Below are 16366 nucleotides of genomic sequence, written 5' to 3' on the forward strand. Positions count from 1 at the left end.
CCCCCTACTCCTCCGCCGGCTCCTCACCGTCGGCATCGCGCTCCGCGTTGCCGGCCAGGATCTGCTCGGCGATCAGGCCGGAGTTCTGGCGGATCGCGGCCTCGATCTTCGCCGTCATATCGGGGTTGGCCTTGAGGAACGACTTCGAATTCTCGCGCCCTTGCCCGAGCCGCTGGCTGTCATAGGAGAACCAGGCACCGGACTTCTCGACGATGCCGGCTTTGACGCCGAGATCGAGGATCTCGCCCATCTTCGACACGCCCTCGCCATACATGATGTCGAACTCGACCTGCTTGAACGGCGGCGCCAGCTTGTTCTTGACCACCTTGACGCGGGTCGTGTTGCCGATCACCTCATCGCGCTCCTTGATCGCGCCGATGCGGCGGATGTCGAGACGGATCGAGGCGTAGAATTTGAGCGCGTTGCCGCCTGTGGTGGTTTCCGGCGAGCCGTACATCACACCGATCTTCATGCGGATCTGGTTGATGAAGATCACCATGGTATGGGACTTGTTGATGGAGGCTGTGAGCTTGCGCAGCGCCTGACTCATCAAGCGGGCCTGCAGGCCCGGCAGCGACTCGCCCATCTCGCCCTCGAGCTCGGCCTTCGGCACCAGCGCCGCCACCGAGTCGACCACCAGCACATCGACCGCGCCGGAACGAACCAGGGTGTCACAGATCTCCAGCGCCTGCTCGCCGGTATCCGGCTGGGAGATCAGCAGCTCGTCGATGTTGACGCCCAGCTTGCGCGCATAGACCGGATCGAGCGCATGCTCGGCATCGATGAAGGCGCAGATGCCGCCCTTCTTCTGAGCCTCGGCGACGGTGTGCAAGGCCAGAGTGGTCTTGCCCGACGATTCCGGCCCATAGATCTCGATCACCCGCCCCTTCGGCAGACCGCCGATCCCGAGCGCGATGTCCAGCCCGAGCGAACCGGTCGACACCGTCTCGACATCCATCGAGCGGTCGTTTTTGCCCAGCTTCATCACCGAGCCCTTGCCGAACTGACGCTCGATCTGGGACAGCGCAGCGGAGAGCGCCTTACTCTTATCCATTGAGGAACCTTCGACGATACGCAGGGCGGTGGCGGACATTGGCGCTCCTTATGGCGGGGATTCGCGGGATGGACAAATGGTTAACGAGGCCGGGCAACAATCTTGAGGTGAATGTACCCGATCTGTTCTTTGTTCGCAATATGTTCTTTCTCGCATTCGGGGGCATTTACAGCTTCGGCTCATAGCGCCCCGAGAGAGCCAGGTGCCCTGGTCGCTGGACATCCCGAGCCTGAGCCAGACCGGCGCGCGCTCGCGCCCGGCAGTACGCACCGGTTCCCAGCGCCAGGGCTGCCCGCTGAGGCACAGGCGCTGCGCGGGGGCATGATCGGCGGGCGCTGATCAGGACAAGACCGCAGGCTCGGTGCCACATCTCCCCACCGAAGCAGATCGAACGACAATCACAGATTGAGACAATGACGAAAAACTTGCCGGAGCCGTGCCGTTCTGCTTGGTCTGGAGAGACCAGATCACCGGCCTCCCTTGAAACCACATGACCATCGCCAACCCGACGATCACCCTATGGCGCCCGGTGGGTCCGAAGGAACTCGCACTGATCGCGGCGTCGGGCATGCGTGCGTTTCCGCCGCGGCTGCCGGAGCAGCCGATCTTCTATCCCGTGCTGACCGAGGCCTACGCGGTGAAGATCGCGCGCGACTGGAACGTGCCGGCGAGCGGCAGCGGTCACGTGCTGCGCTTCGAGGTGCTGCGCACTTTCGTCGATCGCTATGAGGTACGCGAGGCCGGCGGACGCGATCATCTCGAGTACTGGATTCCGAGCGAGCACCTTGCTGAGTTCAATGCGGCCATTGTCGGTCCGATCGTGCTGGTCAAGACTTTTCCTTGAAACAACCAACTTCTGCGCGCGTGCGCTGACCGCACCTCCGTGGTTCTCCTGAGAAGAACGAAGTTCCAACCGCTCTTCTGCTTTTGTTCGGCTCGTAGCGCGTGCGACAGCTTATTTCTCGTGCAATCCGATCCGTTTCTGCCTGAGCTTCATCGGTCATGCGCTCCATGCGATGCGCCCCGCGCCCCCCTCAGCTTGTTCCATGGCCGCGATATGATGGTCAGCAGATAAAGCGCCGCAGGCCGCAAAGAGCGATCTCTTCCACGCCAGCCGAAAGGGATGGCCCCGGGGGCGGAACCGCGCGCTGCGCAACACTGACCCGCAAGTCGCTCTGGAGTGGATCGGACAACAAGCATTGTCATAAACTCTTGGTTGCGATATATGGGTTCGGTTGTCGGACACGAACAGATTTTTGATCAGCCCCGAATTTGTTTGTTTGTTGCGATGATAGCTGGCCGATATCAGCACATGATTTACGGCCGCGCTTTGTCACCTCTAGGCGCACGGCCCTGAAACCATCCGCGCCAAAGGGCGAGAGAAAGCCCCGGACCCCGTCCGGGGCTTTCGACGTTTTGGATCGTCCGCCTCCCCGCACGGTGTTGTCATACAGCCCGGCGCAATCCGCGCGGAACTGATCGTGCCGCTCGTGCATCATGAGGGGATGAAACAAGATGAGGTCATGTGCCTCTCCTGCAGAGCCGGTTTGCAGCGCATCGAACTGCGGTCATATGCGTGCCCACCGGGTGACGTGCGCTGCCCTCTATGCGACGCGCTGCTCGAAACGCCGGATGGTTCGACCGCCGTCGCGTACCGCCTGGCGGTCGCGCCGGAGCGGATCATCGATCGCTGAGACCGGTTGATGGCCCTGACTGTTTCGGGAAAACGCCGCGGCGGATGTGGTGTCGGTCCCCTATGCGACGAGCGTTGACCTGTCGCAAAGCATGCGCGCACGCCCTGTCATATAGTTGCAATTGTCATTGCCGAACTGCCCCGTCGGGAAGCTACGACGTTGACGCGGAGCCTCGGACCGCAGCGGTCCGAGGCTCACTTGTTTCAGTGCACAGGCCGCCCAAGATTACAGCAGATCAGGGGTGAGGCTTCACCGCGGACACGTTTCCGCTGTGCCGGTGCGGTCGTCATCGACCGTATTTTACCGGAATTGATCCGATTGGGTTTTCCGCATCCATTTACCCTGCGTTCATCAAACCCAGCGGCCTGGGGCGGTCAGGGGTCAACGGTTTTGGCAATGCCGCTCTATTTCTTTCGTATCCGTAATGGCCACTTCTCCGGCGCGTCCGAGTATGGCACCGAATGTGCCGATCGGAATGCAGCCTGGAAAGAGATGACCACTGTCTGCGCCGACATGGCGAGCAGCATCTCGCGAAAGCTTGCCGAAAACTCCGAATGGCAGATGGAGTTGCTCGACGAAGCGAGGCAGCCCGTATTCCGGATCAGGATCGTCGCGGAATCCCTCGATCAGGCGTGATAGCGGCCATTCATATCTCCCAGGTAGAAACAGCAATTGAGATTCAATCATTGCCTGTTGCGAACGTAGAGCGACCGGCCATTCTTCGTGAGACTTTGATTTAGATCAAAATGCCTGTTCCCGTCCTGGCAGACATTTAAATTTGTATGGGTAATCTGATCTTCAAATGTCCGCGAACCGGGATGAACGTGCAGCATTGGCTGGAAGAGCCGAAGCCAGGCGACCCGGCCTGCGCGTATGAAACGGTGGTCTGCAAGGCCTGTACCCGGCTTCACTTCATCAATCGCGACACGCGCAAACTGCTGGGCGAAAAAGAATGATCGTCTCGCAGCGGCTCAGTCGGCGCTCGGCAGGCGCCGCATCGTAAACTCGATGGCCCCGTCGGGCAGCTCGCGCCAGCTTTCGACGGCGCTCATATAGCCCGCCTTCGGATATCGGGTGAGATAGTCGCGAGCCTTGGCGCGTGCTTCCTCGCGCGGCAACTTGAACGTGTCACGGACATAGCCGTCGCCCATACGGCGCCGGGCCGCCATCCGGCTGGCAATGTCACGCGGACGCAATCCCATCGACGAACTCCAGCGCGTTACACCCCGTCAATATAGACGAGGCCGCGCGGAATCCGAGTCCGGCATACTGCCACCCGGGCCTATCGCCGATCTTGCCTGGACGGCACAGGCGGCCGAGTGCGGCAGCGCTCAGTTGGTCGTAGGGTTCGCCTTGGGCTTCTTGGCCGCCGTGGTCTTCACGGCCGGCGCCGTTTTCGGCTGTTCCACGGCGCGAACATTGCCCCATGGGTCAGCGGAGGTCTTGGCGTCGGGGATCTTGCGCATCGTGTCCTTGTAGGCCTTCTCGCGCGCCGCCTCGGCTTCCTTCTCCTCAGGCGTCTTGGAGGGACCGTCAGCGAGAAGATTGATGTTCGGCATCTGCGCCACGGCCGGGACAGCCCAGCCAGCAGCCACGGCGAGCGCCATCGTCACAATCAGCTTCTTCATTGGTTACTCCCGATAGTGGCGGGCCTTATAGCATCGCTTCGCCATGCGCCAAGTCTTTCGCCCTGCGCCAAGCCACGCCGCCGCGCCGAATCCGGCCATCCACTGCCGGCTGTCATCGGCCCGCCATTCATCATAGGATTCGAACTCCGACCTTTTCAAGCCGCCAGCCTGCGGCAATCGGTCGGCTGCCCGCCCGATCAAGGCTGGCGAAATGACACGACATGGGAGGCTCCGTACGTGCCGACTGACGCCCTGAACTTCACCCTCGATGACGCGCGCCGAATCCTGGACGACGTGTTCGCGCCCTGGATCAAGGATCTTGCCTTGACCGTGGAGGACATTGCGCCGACGCCGCAGGGCGAGCCCGGCGCCATTCTGCGCATGCCGTTCTCGTCACGTCTGTGCCGGGACAATGGCGTCGTCTGCGGACAGGCGATGATGGCCTTCGCCGACACTGCGATGGTGATCGCCATGGTCACGGCGAATAGCGGCTACCGGCCGATGACCACGGTCGACCAGACCACGCATTTCATGCGCGCGGTCGCCTCCTCCGATGTGCTCGCCGATGCGCGCGTTGTCCGACTCGGCCGCACCATGAGCTTCGGCCGTGTCACGCTGACGAGCGCCACTGACGGCAAGCCCGTCGCGATGGTGTCGAGCGCATTCGCGATGCTCTGATCCGGGAAGCTACGGGCGTTAACAGAAGATGAAGATCGCACGCCGATCTTCGCGAGCCGCATTTATCTCGATGAAACCCGGCCCTGGTTTATTTTAGGCGCATTTGAAGCGAAAGGCGGCGCCAAGCGGCATCGGGTTACGGCCATGAGCGAGACAGACGAGAAACGGATCGCACCCCGGCACCGGGTGCTGAAGCAAGGCAGGCTGGCGTTCGACGGCGGCGGCGCCGTCGATTGCATGGTCCGCAACATGTCGAATACCGGCGCGCGCGTCGAGGTTGTCAATCCGGTCGGCCTGCCCGGAGCCTTCACGCTGGTGATCCCCTCCGACAAGTTCACGCGGCGCTGCCATGCGGTGTGGAGCCACGACAAGCGGATCGGCGTCGCATTCGACTGACCGCGCGGCGCGGCGAGGCTGGACTTCGATGATGATGCGTTCCGCAGACGCGCATCACGATCTCATCGCTCTTTTTGAGCATGATCTCGTCGGAGAGCCAGTCTTCATCTTTGCGGATCATGCGCTAGGCGCGCCGGCGACGTCGACGCCATTGCCACCATGCCAGCAGCAGCGCGGCGAGGACGAAGCCCGCCATCATCGCGCTGCCGGCGAGCCGGCCGCCCGGCCTGTCGATGGTGCGGGACCAGAGGGACGGCGACTCGCCAACCCGCGCCAGCCGAAACGCCACGACGCCGTCGCCGAGCGTCGTACCCGCCTCGGAATGGCCGCCCGCAGCAATCACCACATATTGTTCGCCCTTCCACTGATAGGTCATTGGATTGGCGACACCAGGGGCCGGCAGCCGCCCCTGCCACAGCTCCTCGCCCGAGCCCGCATCGAATGCGCGCAAATACGCATCCATCGCGCCGGTGAAGATGAGTCCTCCGGCGGTGACGACGAGGCCGTTCACGAGCGGGGTCCCCCATTTGAAGGCCAGCCCGAGTGGCGCGCGGTCTTCCGTGGTGCCGACCGTCGACCGCCAAAGCACCTTGCCCGCCTTGAGGTCGAGCGCGACCATCTCGCCCCAGGGCGGCCGATTGCACAACAGGCCGAGTTTGGACATCGCGATCGCCCGCGTCACGGCGAAGGGCGCGCCGCGCTGCAGACCCAGTTCGATCCCCGGCTAAGATCGCATGCGGTCGGCTTGGTCACGCGGGATCAGCCTGACGATGTGAATGGCCCGACTGACATTGGCGTAAAGGATCTGGCGGACGGGATCGAACGCCGCGCCACCCCAATTCACGCCGCCGCCGGTCATCGGATAGATCAACGTGCCTTGCGTGGTCGGCGGCGTGTAGAGGCCATCATTCCGTAACGGCGCGAGCTGATCCTCGCAGGAGGAATCGACGAAGCGCGGCACGACACGGAAGATGTCCTCCGATGTGAAACGCTGCGCGAGGAGCGGCGGCAGATGGGTCGGGAATGGCTGCGTCGGCGACAGCCGTTCGCCATCGACAGCGCCCTGCGGCACCGCACGCTCCTCCACCGGCCAGATCGGCGCTCCCGTGTCGCGATCGAGCACGAACACGAAGCCCTGCTTGGTGGGCTGCATGACGACGTCGCGCGCGCCCTGCCCGGTCTCGAGTCTCGCCAGCGCCGGTTGCGCCGGCAAATCGTAGTCCCAGACGTCGTGATGCGTGGTCTGAAACGACCAGACGAGCGCGCCGGTCTCGATCCGCAGCGCGACGACGGAGTCGGAGTGGCGATCGTCGCCGGGACGCGCGCCACCGAAGAAATCGGGGCTTGGCGAGGACGTCGGCAGGAACACGAGACCACGTTCGTCATCGACCGACATCGACGCCCACACATTGGCGTGGCCGGCCGTGATGCCGTCATGGATCAACGGATCGAAGCTCCATCGCAACGCGCCGGTGCGCGCATCGAAGCCACGCACCGTGCCGGGGGGCGCCGCGACTCGCTGATTGTCGGCGATCGACGAGCCGACCACGACCATATTGCGGCCGACCGCCGGCGCCGAGGTGATCTGAAACTCGCCCGGCCAGAGCAGGTCCGTCCCGAGGTCGATACGCACCTCTCCGCCGACGCCGAAGCCCGCGCAGGGCCGGCCCGTCCGGGCGTCCAGCGCAATCAGCCGCGCGTCGACCGTGCCCATGAACAGCCTGCTGCGGCAGACCGCGTCAGCCGGCGCCTGCGCATCGACCCAGTGAGCGACGCCGCGGCAGGCGTATCGATTGGCCGGCCTCAGATCGTTCGCGAGCTTCGGATCGAAGCGCCATTTCTCGACGCCCGTGCCAGGATCCAGCGCAATCACCTCGTTGAACGGCGAGCAGAACACCAGGCTGTCGTCAATCAGCAGCGGCGTCGCCTCGAATTTGGTGCGCAGGGCCGCTGCAGGCGGCCGGACCGTGCTGTCCCCGGTGTGGTAGTCCCAGGCCCGCACCAGCTTGTCGACATTGGCCGGCGTGATCTGCGCCAGCGGTGAGAACCGCGTGCCGCCAGCATCACCGCCCCATTGCGGCCACGCCCGCGCTGAGGCAACCGCCGCCTGCACCAAAAGGCCGTGCGCCACGATGACAACAATTGCGATCGCATCCCGACGTAACGCCATGTCTTTTCCCTTGTCGCGAACAACGCCGCGAGCGGCGCGCAGCACCATGATGCTGGCGGCAAGCCCGGCGTCGACATCAATGGGACGGGCGGCGGAGCCTGCGGGACGAGCGGAATCATTGCGGGGCGGCTGGCAGACCCACCGGGATCGCTGGATGAGGCGTCTGTTGAGCCGCGCGAAAATGGCCGCCCCTTCGGACGGCCACCGCGACGGCACAGATGTCAGCCGGCATCAATATCCGTAGCCGCGCTGGGTCGGGGAGGTCACGGGGCCCCGCCCGTAGCCACCGCCGCCATAGCCCCCACCGATTCCGATGCCAATACTGATGCCGGCGGGCGGCACCACCCGCACCGGAGGTGGATAATAGTCCCGCGGCGGCGGCGCGTAGACCACGACATCATCGCCGGGATCGCGGTAGCGCGGGGCGCGGCTGGCGCGCTTGTTGGGCGGATCCTCGACACGCTTCTTCGCCGGCTTCTCTTCCGCCCGCTTGGGCGTATCCAATTTGCGTGGTGACGGAGAGCACGGACAGGTCGGCCCGAGGGCGGCATTGGTCGGCACGACGGGCGGACTCACGGGGATGGCCGCATTGGCTACGGCGGCGACCGGCGTCACCACCGGACGGTTGCGCAGCCGTTCAATCAGCTTGCGCGCGGTCGGCGTCAGGTCGCTGTCGGGATAACGGTCGAGAAACGTCTGATATGACGCAACCGTGTTGATCAGCACGGCCTCGTTCCAGGCCGCCATCCGGTTGTGAAGGTCCAGCCATTGCCGTGCCTGCGGGCCAAAAGGCGGCGCGGTGTAGAGCGTGACGAAAGCTTCGTAGGCCTCGACGCTGCCGTCACCGACGATCATCTCGTTCGCAGCCTCGATCGGCTTGCCCTGCAGGTTGCGCTTCCACTCGTCGACGCTGCGCTTGGCGACCACCGGCCGCGGCCCGGCATTGGCCGCGCTGGCGTCGGTTGCACCGACGAAACGAAAATCCTCGGTCAGCGACGAGGAATCCCAGGGCGTCTGCCGGCCTTCGGTCGCCTTGTTGACGGCGACGCGCACCCGCTTGAAGGCCTCCTCGATCGGCAAGCCCGGTTCGCGCGCGGCCTGGAGCACGGCCGTGGTGTAAGGGCTGTTGGCGCCATTGCCGTCCTCGGCCTCTGCGCCCGGTGATGTCGAATAGGACAGAAACGTGCCGGGTGCTCCGCTCTTCGTATCGAGCAACGCGAGACCGCGGCCGGCGCTCTGGCTGATCGACGGGAACGGATTGTTGCGGCAGGCATCGAGCAGCAGGATGCGCATCCGGCTCGGCACTGAATTGAGCGTGTTGAGAACATCGTTGAGACGCACGGCCTGCAAAGGAATGTCGGCTTCGCGCCGCGGATCGACATCGACGGGAACCAGGTAATTCTCGCCGTCGATCTGCAGCCCATGGCCGGCATAGAAGACCAGCGCCACCGTCTCGGGCCCCTTGGTTGCGATCTTGGCCGCGAAATCACCGACCTCGCGGTTGAGATCCTTCTGCGAAAGATCGACGACGATCGTCACATCGAAACCGGCCTCTCCCAGCATCTTGGCCATGGCATTGGCGTCATTCGCCGGGTTCGGCAATGGCATCACGGACCGATAGGCCGACTGTCCGATCACCAGCGCGAGCCGGCTGCTTTCGGCCAAAGCCGGCGTCAGCCCGGCAAGCAGACTGCCCGCAAGCAAGGCGGCTGCGAGAGCGTGGCGGAACATGACGATCTCCAATCTGGGCGCGGTATGTCCGTTGGTCGACGTCGCTTGCGGCCCGGTTCATTGCGGCGAGCAACTCCGCCGCGTCGCCGCCGCGACATTGGACGCAAAGCGCAATGGTTCAGACGTGTTCAGACACGAGATCCCCCCATCCTTGCCGTGATCGCCGATTAGATCGCCCGGGTGATGCGAGGCGGGTCGAAAGTGAGGCGGATCACATCGCGATTGGCGCTACTGGCTGCCCTGCTGCTCGCAGGCTGCGCCGCGGACAGCCATTCCAGTCTTCCGGCGTTCATGCGCGCCAAGGAGGCCGCCCCGTCGCCGCCCGAGAGTCCCCCCGACGTTCCGCTCCTGGTCCGCAAGAACCTCGACATGATTTTCGTCGCGACAACGCAGCCCCGCGAGCTGGAAGCTTCCATAGCCCGGCGGGCCGACGAGAGTGACGCATGGACGGCCTGTGTGCGCGCCCAGATCATCTCCGCGAGCGGAGCTCCCCTCCGCCGCCAGACGTATCGGCTCACGATCAAGCAGAACGAGATCATCGACCGCCGACGCGCTGGCTCCGGCGACGACTGCATGTCGCAAAAATACAACGCCGTCCTCGCGAGCAAATAATACAACCTACAGACGAGACACGCCAAAGACGCTCACCTGAACTGATCAGCAGCAACGATGCGGCGGAACCAGCTACCGCTCAAAGAGAATAGTGTTAGTTCTTAGCTAACGTAAACCCGTAGCCGGAGACCGAACGAATGGCTCAAATTTAACGATTCTCGCGGAACATCAGGTCCCATTAAAGTGCAGAACGATCACTGGACCTGTTCTACATGAACGTTCACCTCGTTGGCGACGATACAGCCAAGCTCGCATTGCTACGCGGCATGCTGGCCGAACGCTGCTCGCTCACATCTGAATTGATTGGTGACGCCGATATACGCGGCGGTGACATTGACGCGATCGTCGTATCCGCAGATCTGCGCGATGTCGACAACATCACGGCGTTGAAAGAAATTTCCGACCGGCTGGCGCGCATTCCGCGCCGCATCTTCCTGACCAACCACAAGTCACGCCTGTCGACCGTGCAGGCCTATGCGCTCGGTGCCACGAGCGTCTTGTCGAGTACGCCGACCCGCAATCAGCTGCTGGGAAAACTGCTCGATGCCCGCCCGCAATCCAATGCGAAGAGCGTTGCGGCCGACGATCGCCAGGCCGCGTTTGCAGGCGCTTCATGCATCGCCTCGATGTTCGCGGCGGTGCTCGGCGGCGCCGCGATCGACGTCGACGAGACCCGACGTGCCGGCAAGCGGATCGCCGACTGCATCGCCGAGAACGGCTTGTCGGATTGGCTTGCGACGGTTCGCCGTCATCATGAAGGCACCTATCAGCATTGTCTGCTGGTCACCGGCATTACCGTCGATTTTGGCCTGAGCCTTGGCGTTCATAGTACGGATCTGGAGCGGCTCTACATGGCCGCGATGTTTCACGACATCGGCAAGGCGAAGATCCCGCTGGCCATTCTCGACAAGCCGGGCCGCCTCGATACCAAGGAACGCGCGCTGGTCGAGACCCATCCGGCGGCAGGTTATGACGCCCTGAAAGGCACCCCGGCGATCACGACCGAGGTGCTCGATGCGGTCCGTCATCACCACGAGTTTCTCGATGGCAGCGGCTATCCCGATGGGCTGATGGCCGACAGCATCCCGGACCTCACGCGCATTCTCACCATCTCCGACATCTTCTCGGCGCTGATCGAATATCGCAGCTACAAGCCGGTGATGGCCCGCGACAAGGCCTATGAGATCCTGCAGAGCATGGAGGGCAAGCTTGAGAAGCCGCTGATCGGCGCGTTCCGCGACGTGGCCCTGATCCGCTGATCCCAGCTGCTCCGGGTGGTGAATGCACTGTGAAGTCGGCCGGGTAAATTCGAGCTGATCGGCAAGGCCTATCTTGGCAGCTTCGCAATTACCATTCGACCAAGCTGCGCGATGTGCGTGCAGCGAGGGGACCAGCGGGACGTGACCGAGATCATCGATCGTACGATTGCCCATGCGCCTTCGGCAGCGGAGGACCGTGGCATGGATCGCGAACGGCGCGCGCCGATCGCGCGGCCGCTTCCGCTCGACAGCGTAGCGCCGCAGGCCTGGCGGGATCTGGCCGCGCGCGCCCTAGAGCCCAACGGCTATTATCTTCCCGGATGGGAGCTCGCGGTCAACGCCTCTGCCCGCGGCCGCACCGGCACCTCGGCGCTCTGCGCCTCCGATGAGGCTCAGCCCTCTTCTCTCGCCGGTCTGATGCCGGTCACCTCGCTATGGAAGGCCTGCAAGCTGCCCCTGCCTGCCCTCGCCAGCGGCCATCCCTACGGCACATTGTGCACGCCGTTGCTCGATCGTGAGCATGCGGAACCGGCCGCGGCCCGACTGCTCGACGAGGCACGACGCACCGGCGCACGCGCGATCCTGCTCCGTGACATGTCGATCGCGGGGCCCGTGATGCAGGCGTTCACGACGGCTCTTCGTCGTGACGGCCTGTCGCCGCGAATCCTGCAATCCTATGAGCGGGCGTGCCTGGATGCGACCGGCAATGGTGAGAAGGTGCTCCAGGACGCTCTCGGCCCCAAGAAGCTGAAGGAGTTACGCCGCCAGCGGCATCGACTGGCCGAGCACGGTCCCGTGCGGTTCGAGGTCGCGCGGTCGGCTGGCGAGATTGCTCCTGCGCTCGAGACGTTTCTGAGGCTGGAGGCGAGCGGCTGGAAGGGACGCCGTGGCACGGCGCTTGTTCAGCACGATGGCGACGCGGCCTTCATCCGGCGCGCGGCATCAGCATTGGCTCAGGACGGCGATTGCGAGATCATCAGCCTCGTGGCCGGAGACACGACGGTGGCCGCCGGCATCGTGCTACGCCACGCGCACCGCGCCTTCTTCTTCAAGCTCGGCGTCGACGAGCATTTCGCGAGATATTCCCCAGGCGTGCAGCTGACGCTTGATCTGACACGGCACCTCTGCAGTGACCCGGCTATCAACTCTGCCGATTCCACCGCCGGTCCCGACCATCCGATGATCAATCCGATCTGGCGCGGACGCCTGGCCATCGGCGACGTGCTGATTCCGCTCTACAGGCGCGATCCGGTGGCCGAGATCATCCATGCGGCGTTGGTGCTTCGCCGCGGCGGCCTCGCCGCTGCACGCCGAACTGTGCATGCGCTGCGCGGCAGCCGAAAGAACCGGGCCGCTACTCCGCAGCCGCAGCGTTGACCTCGGCGGACACCTGGCGAATCGCCCGTGCGAGCATCTGCGGATCCTGTGCGCCGGAAACCGCGTATTTCTGCGCGAACACATAGGTAGGCACGCCCGAGATACCTTTCTCTGCGGCTTCCTGGGCCTGCGCCGAGACCAGCTCCACATCCTGGTCGGTGGCGAGCATCTTGCGGACGACGTCGGCATACAGCCCGCAATCCGCTGCGGCCTGCACCAGGACGTTCACATCGGTGAGATCGCCGCCGTCGCGGAAATACAATTCCATCAGCCGCTGCTTCATCTCGGGCGCCTTGCCGATGTCGCCAGCCCAGCGGATCAGGCGATGACAATCGATCGTGTTGGGCTGACGGGCGACGAGCTCGGGATGATAGCTCAGCCCTTCCTGCGCGGCAGCCGCGACCACCCGGCCCGCAATCCCCTTGTAGGCCTCGACCGATCCGAACTTGGTCGTCAGATATTGCTCGCGGCTGATGCCCTCCCGCGGAACCCAGGGATTGAGGAAGAACGGGCGGAAGTTCACCTCGACCGGCACGTCCGGCACCAGCTTCAACGCCTCTTCGATCCGCCGCTTGCCGATGTAGCACCAGGGACAGACGACGTCGGACACGACATCGATGGTCAGCGGCTTCAAGGGGCTCATGCGCGTCGCTCCGGGTTCGCTTGCATTCGCCCAAGATAAACCCGTGCCCCGCCAGCACAAGCCGGGGTCACAGCAGGGTAACCATCTCCTTGAGCTTGCTCGCCGTGAGCTCATCGGCCGGGAAGAAGGTTTCCAGGGCCAGCTCCGACAGGGTGATGTCCACGGGCGTGCCGAACACCATGGTGGTCGAGAAGAAGCTCAGCACATCATTGCCGACCCGGAGCCGCAGCGGAATCGCGACGCTGTCGGCCGCCAGCGGCCCGGATCGCGCCGGGAACGGATAGGATCGCAGCTCCTGATAGAGCGCCAGCAGATCGGCGTCGGCCGTGGCTTCGCATTGCCGATGCAGCCGCTCCAGCAGATGTCCGCTCCATTCGGCCAGGTTCACCGTCCGCGCCGCCAGGCCCTCCGGATGAAGCGCCACCCGCAGCACGTTGAGCGGCGCCGCCACCAGGTGATCCGGGATGCCGGCGAGTAGCGGCGCGATCATGCGGTTCGCCGCGACCAGGTTCCAATGCCGATCGACCGCGAGCGCGGGATTGGGCTCATGCGCCGTCAGCACCAGGTTCATTGCCTCGCGCGCCGGCTTCAGCGCCGGATCGTCCAGCGGGCGCTGCTGAAAGGCGGGCGCGTAGCCCGCCGCGACCAGCAGCACATTGCGTTCACGCAGGGGCACGTCCAACCGCTCCGCCAGTTTGAGGACCATGTCGCGCGACGGCGCCGCCCGGCCGGTCTCCACGAAGCTCAGATGCCGGGCGGAAATTTCCGCATCGAGCGCGAGATCGAGCTGGCTGAGATGCCGCCGCTGCCGCCATTGCCGCAGATGCTCGCCGACATGAACGGGTTTGGCGCGGTCGGCGCGCGCCGAAGCGAGCTGGTTCATCATGAGCGGAGATCTATCACGCAGACGTCAGCGCCACCATGACGTGCGAGGTAATCGAAAAGCCTCCCGCGACCGATCATCGTGATGCTCACAGGAGCAGACCATGAGCAGGCAGCAGGATCCCGAGAGCACTCCATTCACGGCGCACAGCAGCTGGCTGGCGGGCCTCGCGACTTCTCTGCTGGCACGCTCGCTGAACATGCCGGAGCCGCTGCTGCACGCCACGGGCAGCCTCGTCTTCGCGCAGGTCTACGCCATCGAGACGCGGGCGGCACGCTCGCTGTGCCCGAGGCGCCTGCGCCGTCAGCTCCTCGCCTGGTTCCGTTGAACCATGCCGTTCCCCCAACCGAAGGAGACACAACATGATCACCTCGTCCACCCTGCTCCGCCGCGCCTTGCTCGCCGACGCCATCTTCAGCGGCGTCGCCGGCCTCGTCCTCACGGTCGACGCTGGTCCCCTCGCGACGCTGATGCAATTGCCTGACGCGCTGCTGCGGGAGACCGGCCTGTTCCTGATCGCCTACACGATCCTCGTCGGCTGGCTCGCCTCGCGCGCAACGGCGCCCAGGCCGCTGGTGCTGCTCGTCATCGCCGGCAACGCGGCGTGGACGGTCGGCAGCATCGGCCTCTTGTTCTCGGGCCTGGTTGCCCCGAACGCGCTCGGCGAGATCTTTGTCGCGGCCCAGGCGGTGGGCACCGGCGTGTTCGCCGAGCTGCAATATATGGTGTGCGCCGCAGTGCGGGTCCGATCATGGCATGAGGCAAACGCAGATGGGCGCCGGCCATGGCGATCGGATGGCCGGCGTTCCTACCCGGTTGACGGCTGCACATGGGCGGCGAAACTGTCCCCTGCAGGATCGAAAACGTAAGGGGGAGCGCAGCGATGCAGCCGCATGTGAGCGGAACGGAAGGTTACGCCGCCGAGGCCGACACTCTCCTGATCCGTTATGAAAGCATCCCCGCGGAGCAGGTCCATGCGGCCGTGCGTCATCTGCTTCCGGAGACTCCTGCCCGCGTGCTCGACATCGGCGCGGGCACGGGGCGTGACGCCGCCTGGTTTGCGAGCCTGGGACATCAGGTGGTGGCCGTCGAGCCGACTCATGAGCTGCGCATCGGCGCAATCGAGCTGCATGCCTGCCCCGCCATCACCTGGATCGACGACAGCCTCCCGGACCTCGCAGTTCTGGCCGCTCGCGGAGAACAGTTTGATCTCGTGATGTCGACCGCCGTCTTGATGCATCTCGACGACGCGCAGCGGCGACAAGCGCTTCCCAACATCGCGGCACGAATCGCTCCCGGCGGCCTGCTGATCATGACCTTGCGGCACGGGCCGGTGCCTCCGGGCCGCCGCATGTTCGAGATCGATGCCGAGGCGATCATCGAGCCTGCGCGAAAACTCGGGATGAGCCTCGTGTTCAACCAAGATGGCGCGTCGCGCGGCGCCGAGAACCGCGCCGCGGGCGTCACCTGGACGACGCTGGCTTTCAGAAGCCCGCGTGACGAGGCAAGGAACGCAGGCTGACCGCCTCAGGCCGCCTTGGCGCGGCTGGTCAGCGTCTTGACGGTGGACCTAGTCTTCACGCGCTTGCCGACGGTCGGCACCGGCCGCCGGCTCTTGGCCTTGCCGCGCGCCTGGGCATCGCCTCCGGCCTTGGTGCTCGCTTTGGCTTTGGAACGCTGCTTGGCCTTGTCCTTCGCTGGATCCCTCGCCGTGTCCTTGGTGAGCTTCTCGGCCTTCTTCTTGGCCTTGCGCTCGTCCTTCGCCTTTTGAAGAACGCGATCGGCCCGCGCCTCAGCCTTCTTCTTTGCCCGCTTCTTCTCGCAGGCCTCGCATTTGCAGCCGATCGGCTTCAGATAGGCTTTGAAATAGTCGGTACCGTAATCGTAGTTGATCTCCTCGCCCGGCTCGATGTCCTTGATGGCGCGGATGAAGATCTTCTTCTTGCGCGGCTTGACGTCGGATTCGGCGTTCGGCTTGCAAGAGTGATTGATGTAGCGCGCGACGTTCTCGCGAATCGAGCCGTCGATGGTCCAGCGCTTGTCGAGCTCGAACAGATATTTGTTCTCGATCGCGTCCTCATCCGCCTTCTTCGAATCCAGCAGCGGACCGAAATAGCGGATGATCTTGGTGCCCTTCTTGATCGGCTTGGTGGCGAACAGGCCGAGCCCCGTCTTGGAGCGGCCGATGCGATAGGGTTTGGTCGGCGGGATGGCAGGCATGACCGAGAGCTGATAAGTGGA

General features: G+C 64.4%; 18 protein-coding genes and 2 pseudogenes. 12 read left to right on the forward strand and 8 right to left on the reverse strand.

What is annotated here, in order from left to right; genetic code table 11:
• Positions 1 to 4: 4 nt before the first annotated feature.
• Positions 5 to 1093: a recombinase RecA gene (gene recA, locus BBTA_RS25465; protein ID WP_012045380.1), complete on the reverse strand. Its 1089-nt coding sequence runs from the start codon at positions 1091 to 1093 to the stop codon at positions 5 to 7.
• A gap of 451 nt (positions 1094 to 1544) precedes the next feature.
• On the opposite strand from recA, the gene BBTA_RS25470 reads away from it, so the two are divergent.
• From BBTA_RS25470 to BBTA_RS40890, 4 genes are all read left to right on the forward strand, one after another.
• The gene (locus BBTA_RS25470; protein WP_041750887.1) at positions 1545 to 1898 is read left to right on the forward strand and encodes a hypothetical protein; all 354 of its coding nucleotides are present in this window, start codon (positions 1545 to 1547) and stop codon (positions 1896 to 1898) included.
• 637 nt (positions 1899 to 2535) lie between these two features.
• Positions 2536 to 2748, forward strand: a complete 213-nt coding sequence (locus tag BBTA_RS25475) for a hypothetical protein (RefSeq protein ID WP_012045382.1) — start codon at positions 2536 to 2538, stop codon at positions 2746 to 2748.
• A gap of 396 nt (positions 2749 to 3144) precedes the next feature.
• A complete protein-coding gene (locus BBTA_RS25480) occupies positions 3145 to 3384 on the forward strand; it encodes a hypothetical protein (RefSeq protein WP_012045383.1) in 240 nt (79 codons plus the stop codon).
• A gap of 146 nt (positions 3385 to 3530) precedes the next feature.
• Positions 3531 to 3704, forward strand: a complete 174-nt coding sequence (locus tag BBTA_RS40890; RefSeq protein ID WP_012045384.1) for a hypothetical protein — start codon at positions 3531 to 3533, stop codon at positions 3702 to 3704.
• 15 nt (positions 3705 to 3719) lie between these two features.
• On the opposite strand, the gene BBTA_RS25485 is transcribed toward BBTA_RS40890, so the two are convergent.
• Both BBTA_RS25485 and BBTA_RS25490 read right to left on the reverse strand, forming a co-directional pair.
• Positions 3720 to 3950 (reverse strand): hypothetical protein, encoded by a 231-nt coding sequence (locus BBTA_RS25485; RefSeq protein ID WP_012045385.1) that lies wholly within the window; start codon positions 3948 to 3950, stop codon positions 3720 to 3722.
• Positions 3951 to 4079: 129 nt separating this feature from the next.
• On the reverse strand, positions 4080 to 4376 hold the full coding sequence (locus tag BBTA_RS25490; RefSeq protein WP_012045386.1) for a hypothetical protein: 297 nt from the start codon (positions 4374 to 4376) through the stop codon (positions 4080 to 4082).
• A gap of 237 nt (positions 4377 to 4613) precedes the next feature.
• Between BBTA_RS25490 and BBTA_RS25495 the strand changes: the two genes are divergently transcribed.
• Positions 4614 to 5054 (forward strand): PaaI family thioesterase, encoded by a 441-nt coding sequence (locus BBTA_RS25495; protein ID WP_012045387.1) that lies wholly within the window; start codon positions 4614 to 4616, stop codon positions 5052 to 5054.
• Positions 5055 to 5198: 144 nt separating this feature from the next.
• Positions 5199 to 5450, forward strand: a complete 252-nt coding sequence (locus BBTA_RS25500; RefSeq protein ID WP_012045388.1) for a PilZ domain-containing protein — start codon at positions 5199 to 5201, stop codon at positions 5448 to 5450.
• A gap of 124 nt (positions 5451 to 5574) precedes the next feature.
• Here BBTA_RS25500 and BBTA_RS25505 read toward each other — a convergent pair.
• A pseudogene (locus tag BBTA_RS25505) lies at positions 5575 to 7620 on the reverse strand (pyrroloquinoline quinone-dependent dehydrogenase).
• A gap of 231 nt (positions 7621 to 7851) precedes the next feature.
• Complete coding sequence (locus tag BBTA_RS25510) at positions 7852 to 9351, reverse strand: caspase family protein (RefSeq protein WP_012045389.1); 1500 nt, start codon at positions 9349 to 9351, stop codon at positions 7852 to 7854.
• A 222-nt stretch (positions 9352 to 9573) separates the two neighbouring features.
• Between BBTA_RS25510 and BBTA_RS25515 the strand changes: the two genes are divergently transcribed.
• From BBTA_RS25515 to BBTA_RS25525, 3 genes are all read left to right on the forward strand, one after another.
• Positions 9574 to 9963 (forward strand): hypothetical protein, encoded by a 390-nt coding sequence (locus BBTA_RS25515; RefSeq protein ID WP_012045390.1) that lies wholly within the window; start codon positions 9574 to 9576, stop codon positions 9961 to 9963.
• A 212-nt stretch (positions 9964 to 10175) separates the two neighbouring features.
• Complete coding sequence (locus BBTA_RS25520) at positions 10176 to 11222, forward strand: HD-GYP domain-containing protein (protein ID WP_012045391.1); 1047 nt, start codon at positions 10176 to 10178, stop codon at positions 11220 to 11222.
• A 201-nt stretch (positions 11223 to 11423) separates the two neighbouring features.
• Positions 11424 to 12599 carry a GNAT family N-acetyltransferase gene (locus tag BBTA_RS25525; RefSeq protein WP_168167959.1) on the forward strand — a complete coding sequence of 392 codons (1176 nt, stop codon included), beginning with the start codon at positions 11424 to 11426 and terminating at the stop codon, positions 12597 to 12599.
• Here the strand turns inward: BBTA_RS25525 and BBTA_RS25530 are convergent.
• Both BBTA_RS25530 and BBTA_RS25535 read right to left on the reverse strand, forming a co-directional pair.
• Entirely contained in the window at positions 12577 to 13242 is a 666-nt protein-coding gene (locus tag BBTA_RS25530; RefSeq protein ID WP_012045393.1) for a DsbA family oxidoreductase, read from the reverse strand. The two genes, BBTA_RS25525 and BBTA_RS25530, sit on opposite strands and share 23 nt — an antisense overlap.
• A 67-nt stretch (positions 13243 to 13309) precedes the next feature.
• Positions 13310 to 14125, reverse strand: coding sequence for a helix-turn-helix domain-containing protein (locus BBTA_RS25535; RefSeq protein WP_012045394.1), 816 nt, complete (start codon positions 14123 to 14125; stop codon positions 13310 to 13312).
• Positions 14126 to 14228: 103 nt separating this feature from the next.
• Here BBTA_RS25535 and BBTA_RS25540 point away from each other — a divergent pair, with 103 nt between their 5' ends.
• The 3 genes and pseudogenes from BBTA_RS25540 to BBTA_RS25550 all read left to right on the forward strand — a co-directional run bounded on the left by BBTA_RS25540 (position 14229) and on the right by BBTA_RS25550 (position 15647).
• Positions 14229 to 14453 carry a hypothetical protein gene (locus tag BBTA_RS25540; protein WP_012045395.1) on the forward strand — a complete coding sequence of 75 codons (225 nt, stop codon included), beginning with the start codon at positions 14229 to 14231 and terminating at the stop codon, positions 14451 to 14453.
• A gap of 34 nt (positions 14454 to 14487) precedes the next feature.
• Positions 14488 to 14885, forward strand: a pseudogene (locus BBTA_RS25545) (hypothetical protein).
• A 123-nt stretch (positions 14886 to 15008) separates the two neighbouring features.
• A complete protein-coding gene (locus tag BBTA_RS25550; protein ID WP_012045397.1) occupies positions 15009 to 15647 on the forward strand; it encodes a bifunctional 2-polyprenyl-6-hydroxyphenol methylase/3-demethylubiquinol 3-O-methyltransferase UbiG in 639 nt (212 codons plus the stop codon).
• A gap of 5 nt (positions 15648 to 15652) precedes the next feature.
• Here the strand turns inward: BBTA_RS25550 and BBTA_RS25555 are convergent, their stop codons facing one another.
• Positions 15653 to 16345: an SET domain-containing protein gene (locus tag BBTA_RS25555; protein WP_012045398.1), complete on the reverse strand. Its 693-nt coding sequence runs from the start codon at positions 16343 to 16345 to the stop codon at positions 15653 to 15655.
• Positions 16346 to 16366: the final 21 nt, after the last annotated feature.

It is taken from the genome of Bradyrhizobium sp. BTAi1 (assembly GCF_000015165.1).
Taxonomy (GTDB): Bacteria; Pseudomonadota; Alphaproteobacteria; order Rhizobiales; family Xanthobacteraceae; genus Bradyrhizobium; species Bradyrhizobium denitrificans.

Coding starts and splice junctions, on each gene's coding strand:
- recA (WP_012045380.1), bottom strand. CDS start 1,093: ATGTCCGCCACCGCCCTGCGTATCGTCGAAGGTTCCTCAATGGATAAG.
- BBTA_RS25470 (WP_041750887.1), top strand. CDS start 1,545: ATGACCATCGCCAACCCGACGATCACCCTATGGCGCCCGGTGGGTCCG.
- BBTA_RS25480 (WP_012045383.1), top strand. CDS start 3,145: ATGCCGCTCTATTTCTTTCGTATCCGTAATGGCCACTTCTCCGGCGCG.
- BBTA_RS40890 (WP_012045384.1), top strand. CDS start 3,531: ATGGGTAATCTGATCTTCAAATGTCCGCGAACCGGGATGAACGTGCAG.
- BBTA_RS25485 (WP_012045385.1), bottom strand. CDS start 3,950: ATGGGATTGCGTCCGCGTGACATTGCCAGCCGGATGGCGGCCCGGCGC.
- BBTA_RS25490 (WP_012045386.1), bottom strand. CDS start 4,376: ATGAAGAAGCTGATTGTGACGATGGCGCTCGCCGTGGCTGCTGGCTGG.
- BBTA_RS25500 (WP_012045388.1), top strand. CDS start 5,199: ATGAGCGAGACAGACGAGAAACGGATCGCACCCCGGCACCGGGTGCTG.
- BBTA_RS25510 (WP_012045389.1), bottom strand. CDS start 9,351: ATGTTCCGCCACGCTCTCGCAGCCGCCTTGCTTGCGGGCAGTCTGCTT.
- BBTA_RS25520 (WP_012045391.1), top strand. CDS start 10,176: ATGAACGTTCACCTCGTTGGCGACGATACAGCCAAGCTCGCATTGCTA.
- BBTA_RS25525 (WP_168167959.1), top strand. CDS start 11,424: ATGGATCGCGAACGGCGCGCGCCGATCGCGCGGCCGCTTCCGCTCGAC.
- BBTA_RS25530 (WP_012045393.1), bottom strand. CDS start 13,242: ATGAGCCCCTTGAAGCCGCTGACCATCGATGTCGTGTCCGACGTCGTC.
- BBTA_RS25535 (WP_012045394.1), bottom strand. CDS start 14,125: ATGAACCAGCTCGCTTCGGCGCGCGCCGACCGCGCCAAACCCGTTCAT.
- BBTA_RS25540 (WP_012045395.1), top strand. CDS start 14,229: ATGAGCAGGCAGCAGGATCCCGAGAGCACTCCATTCACGGCGCACAGC.
- BBTA_RS25550 (WP_012045397.1), top strand. CDS start 15,009: ATGCAGCCGCATGTGAGCGGAACGGAAGGTTACGCCGCCGAGGCCGAC.
- BBTA_RS25555 (WP_012045398.1), bottom strand. CDS start 16,345: ATGCCTGCCATCCCGCCGACCAAACCCTATCGCATCGGCCGCTCCAAG.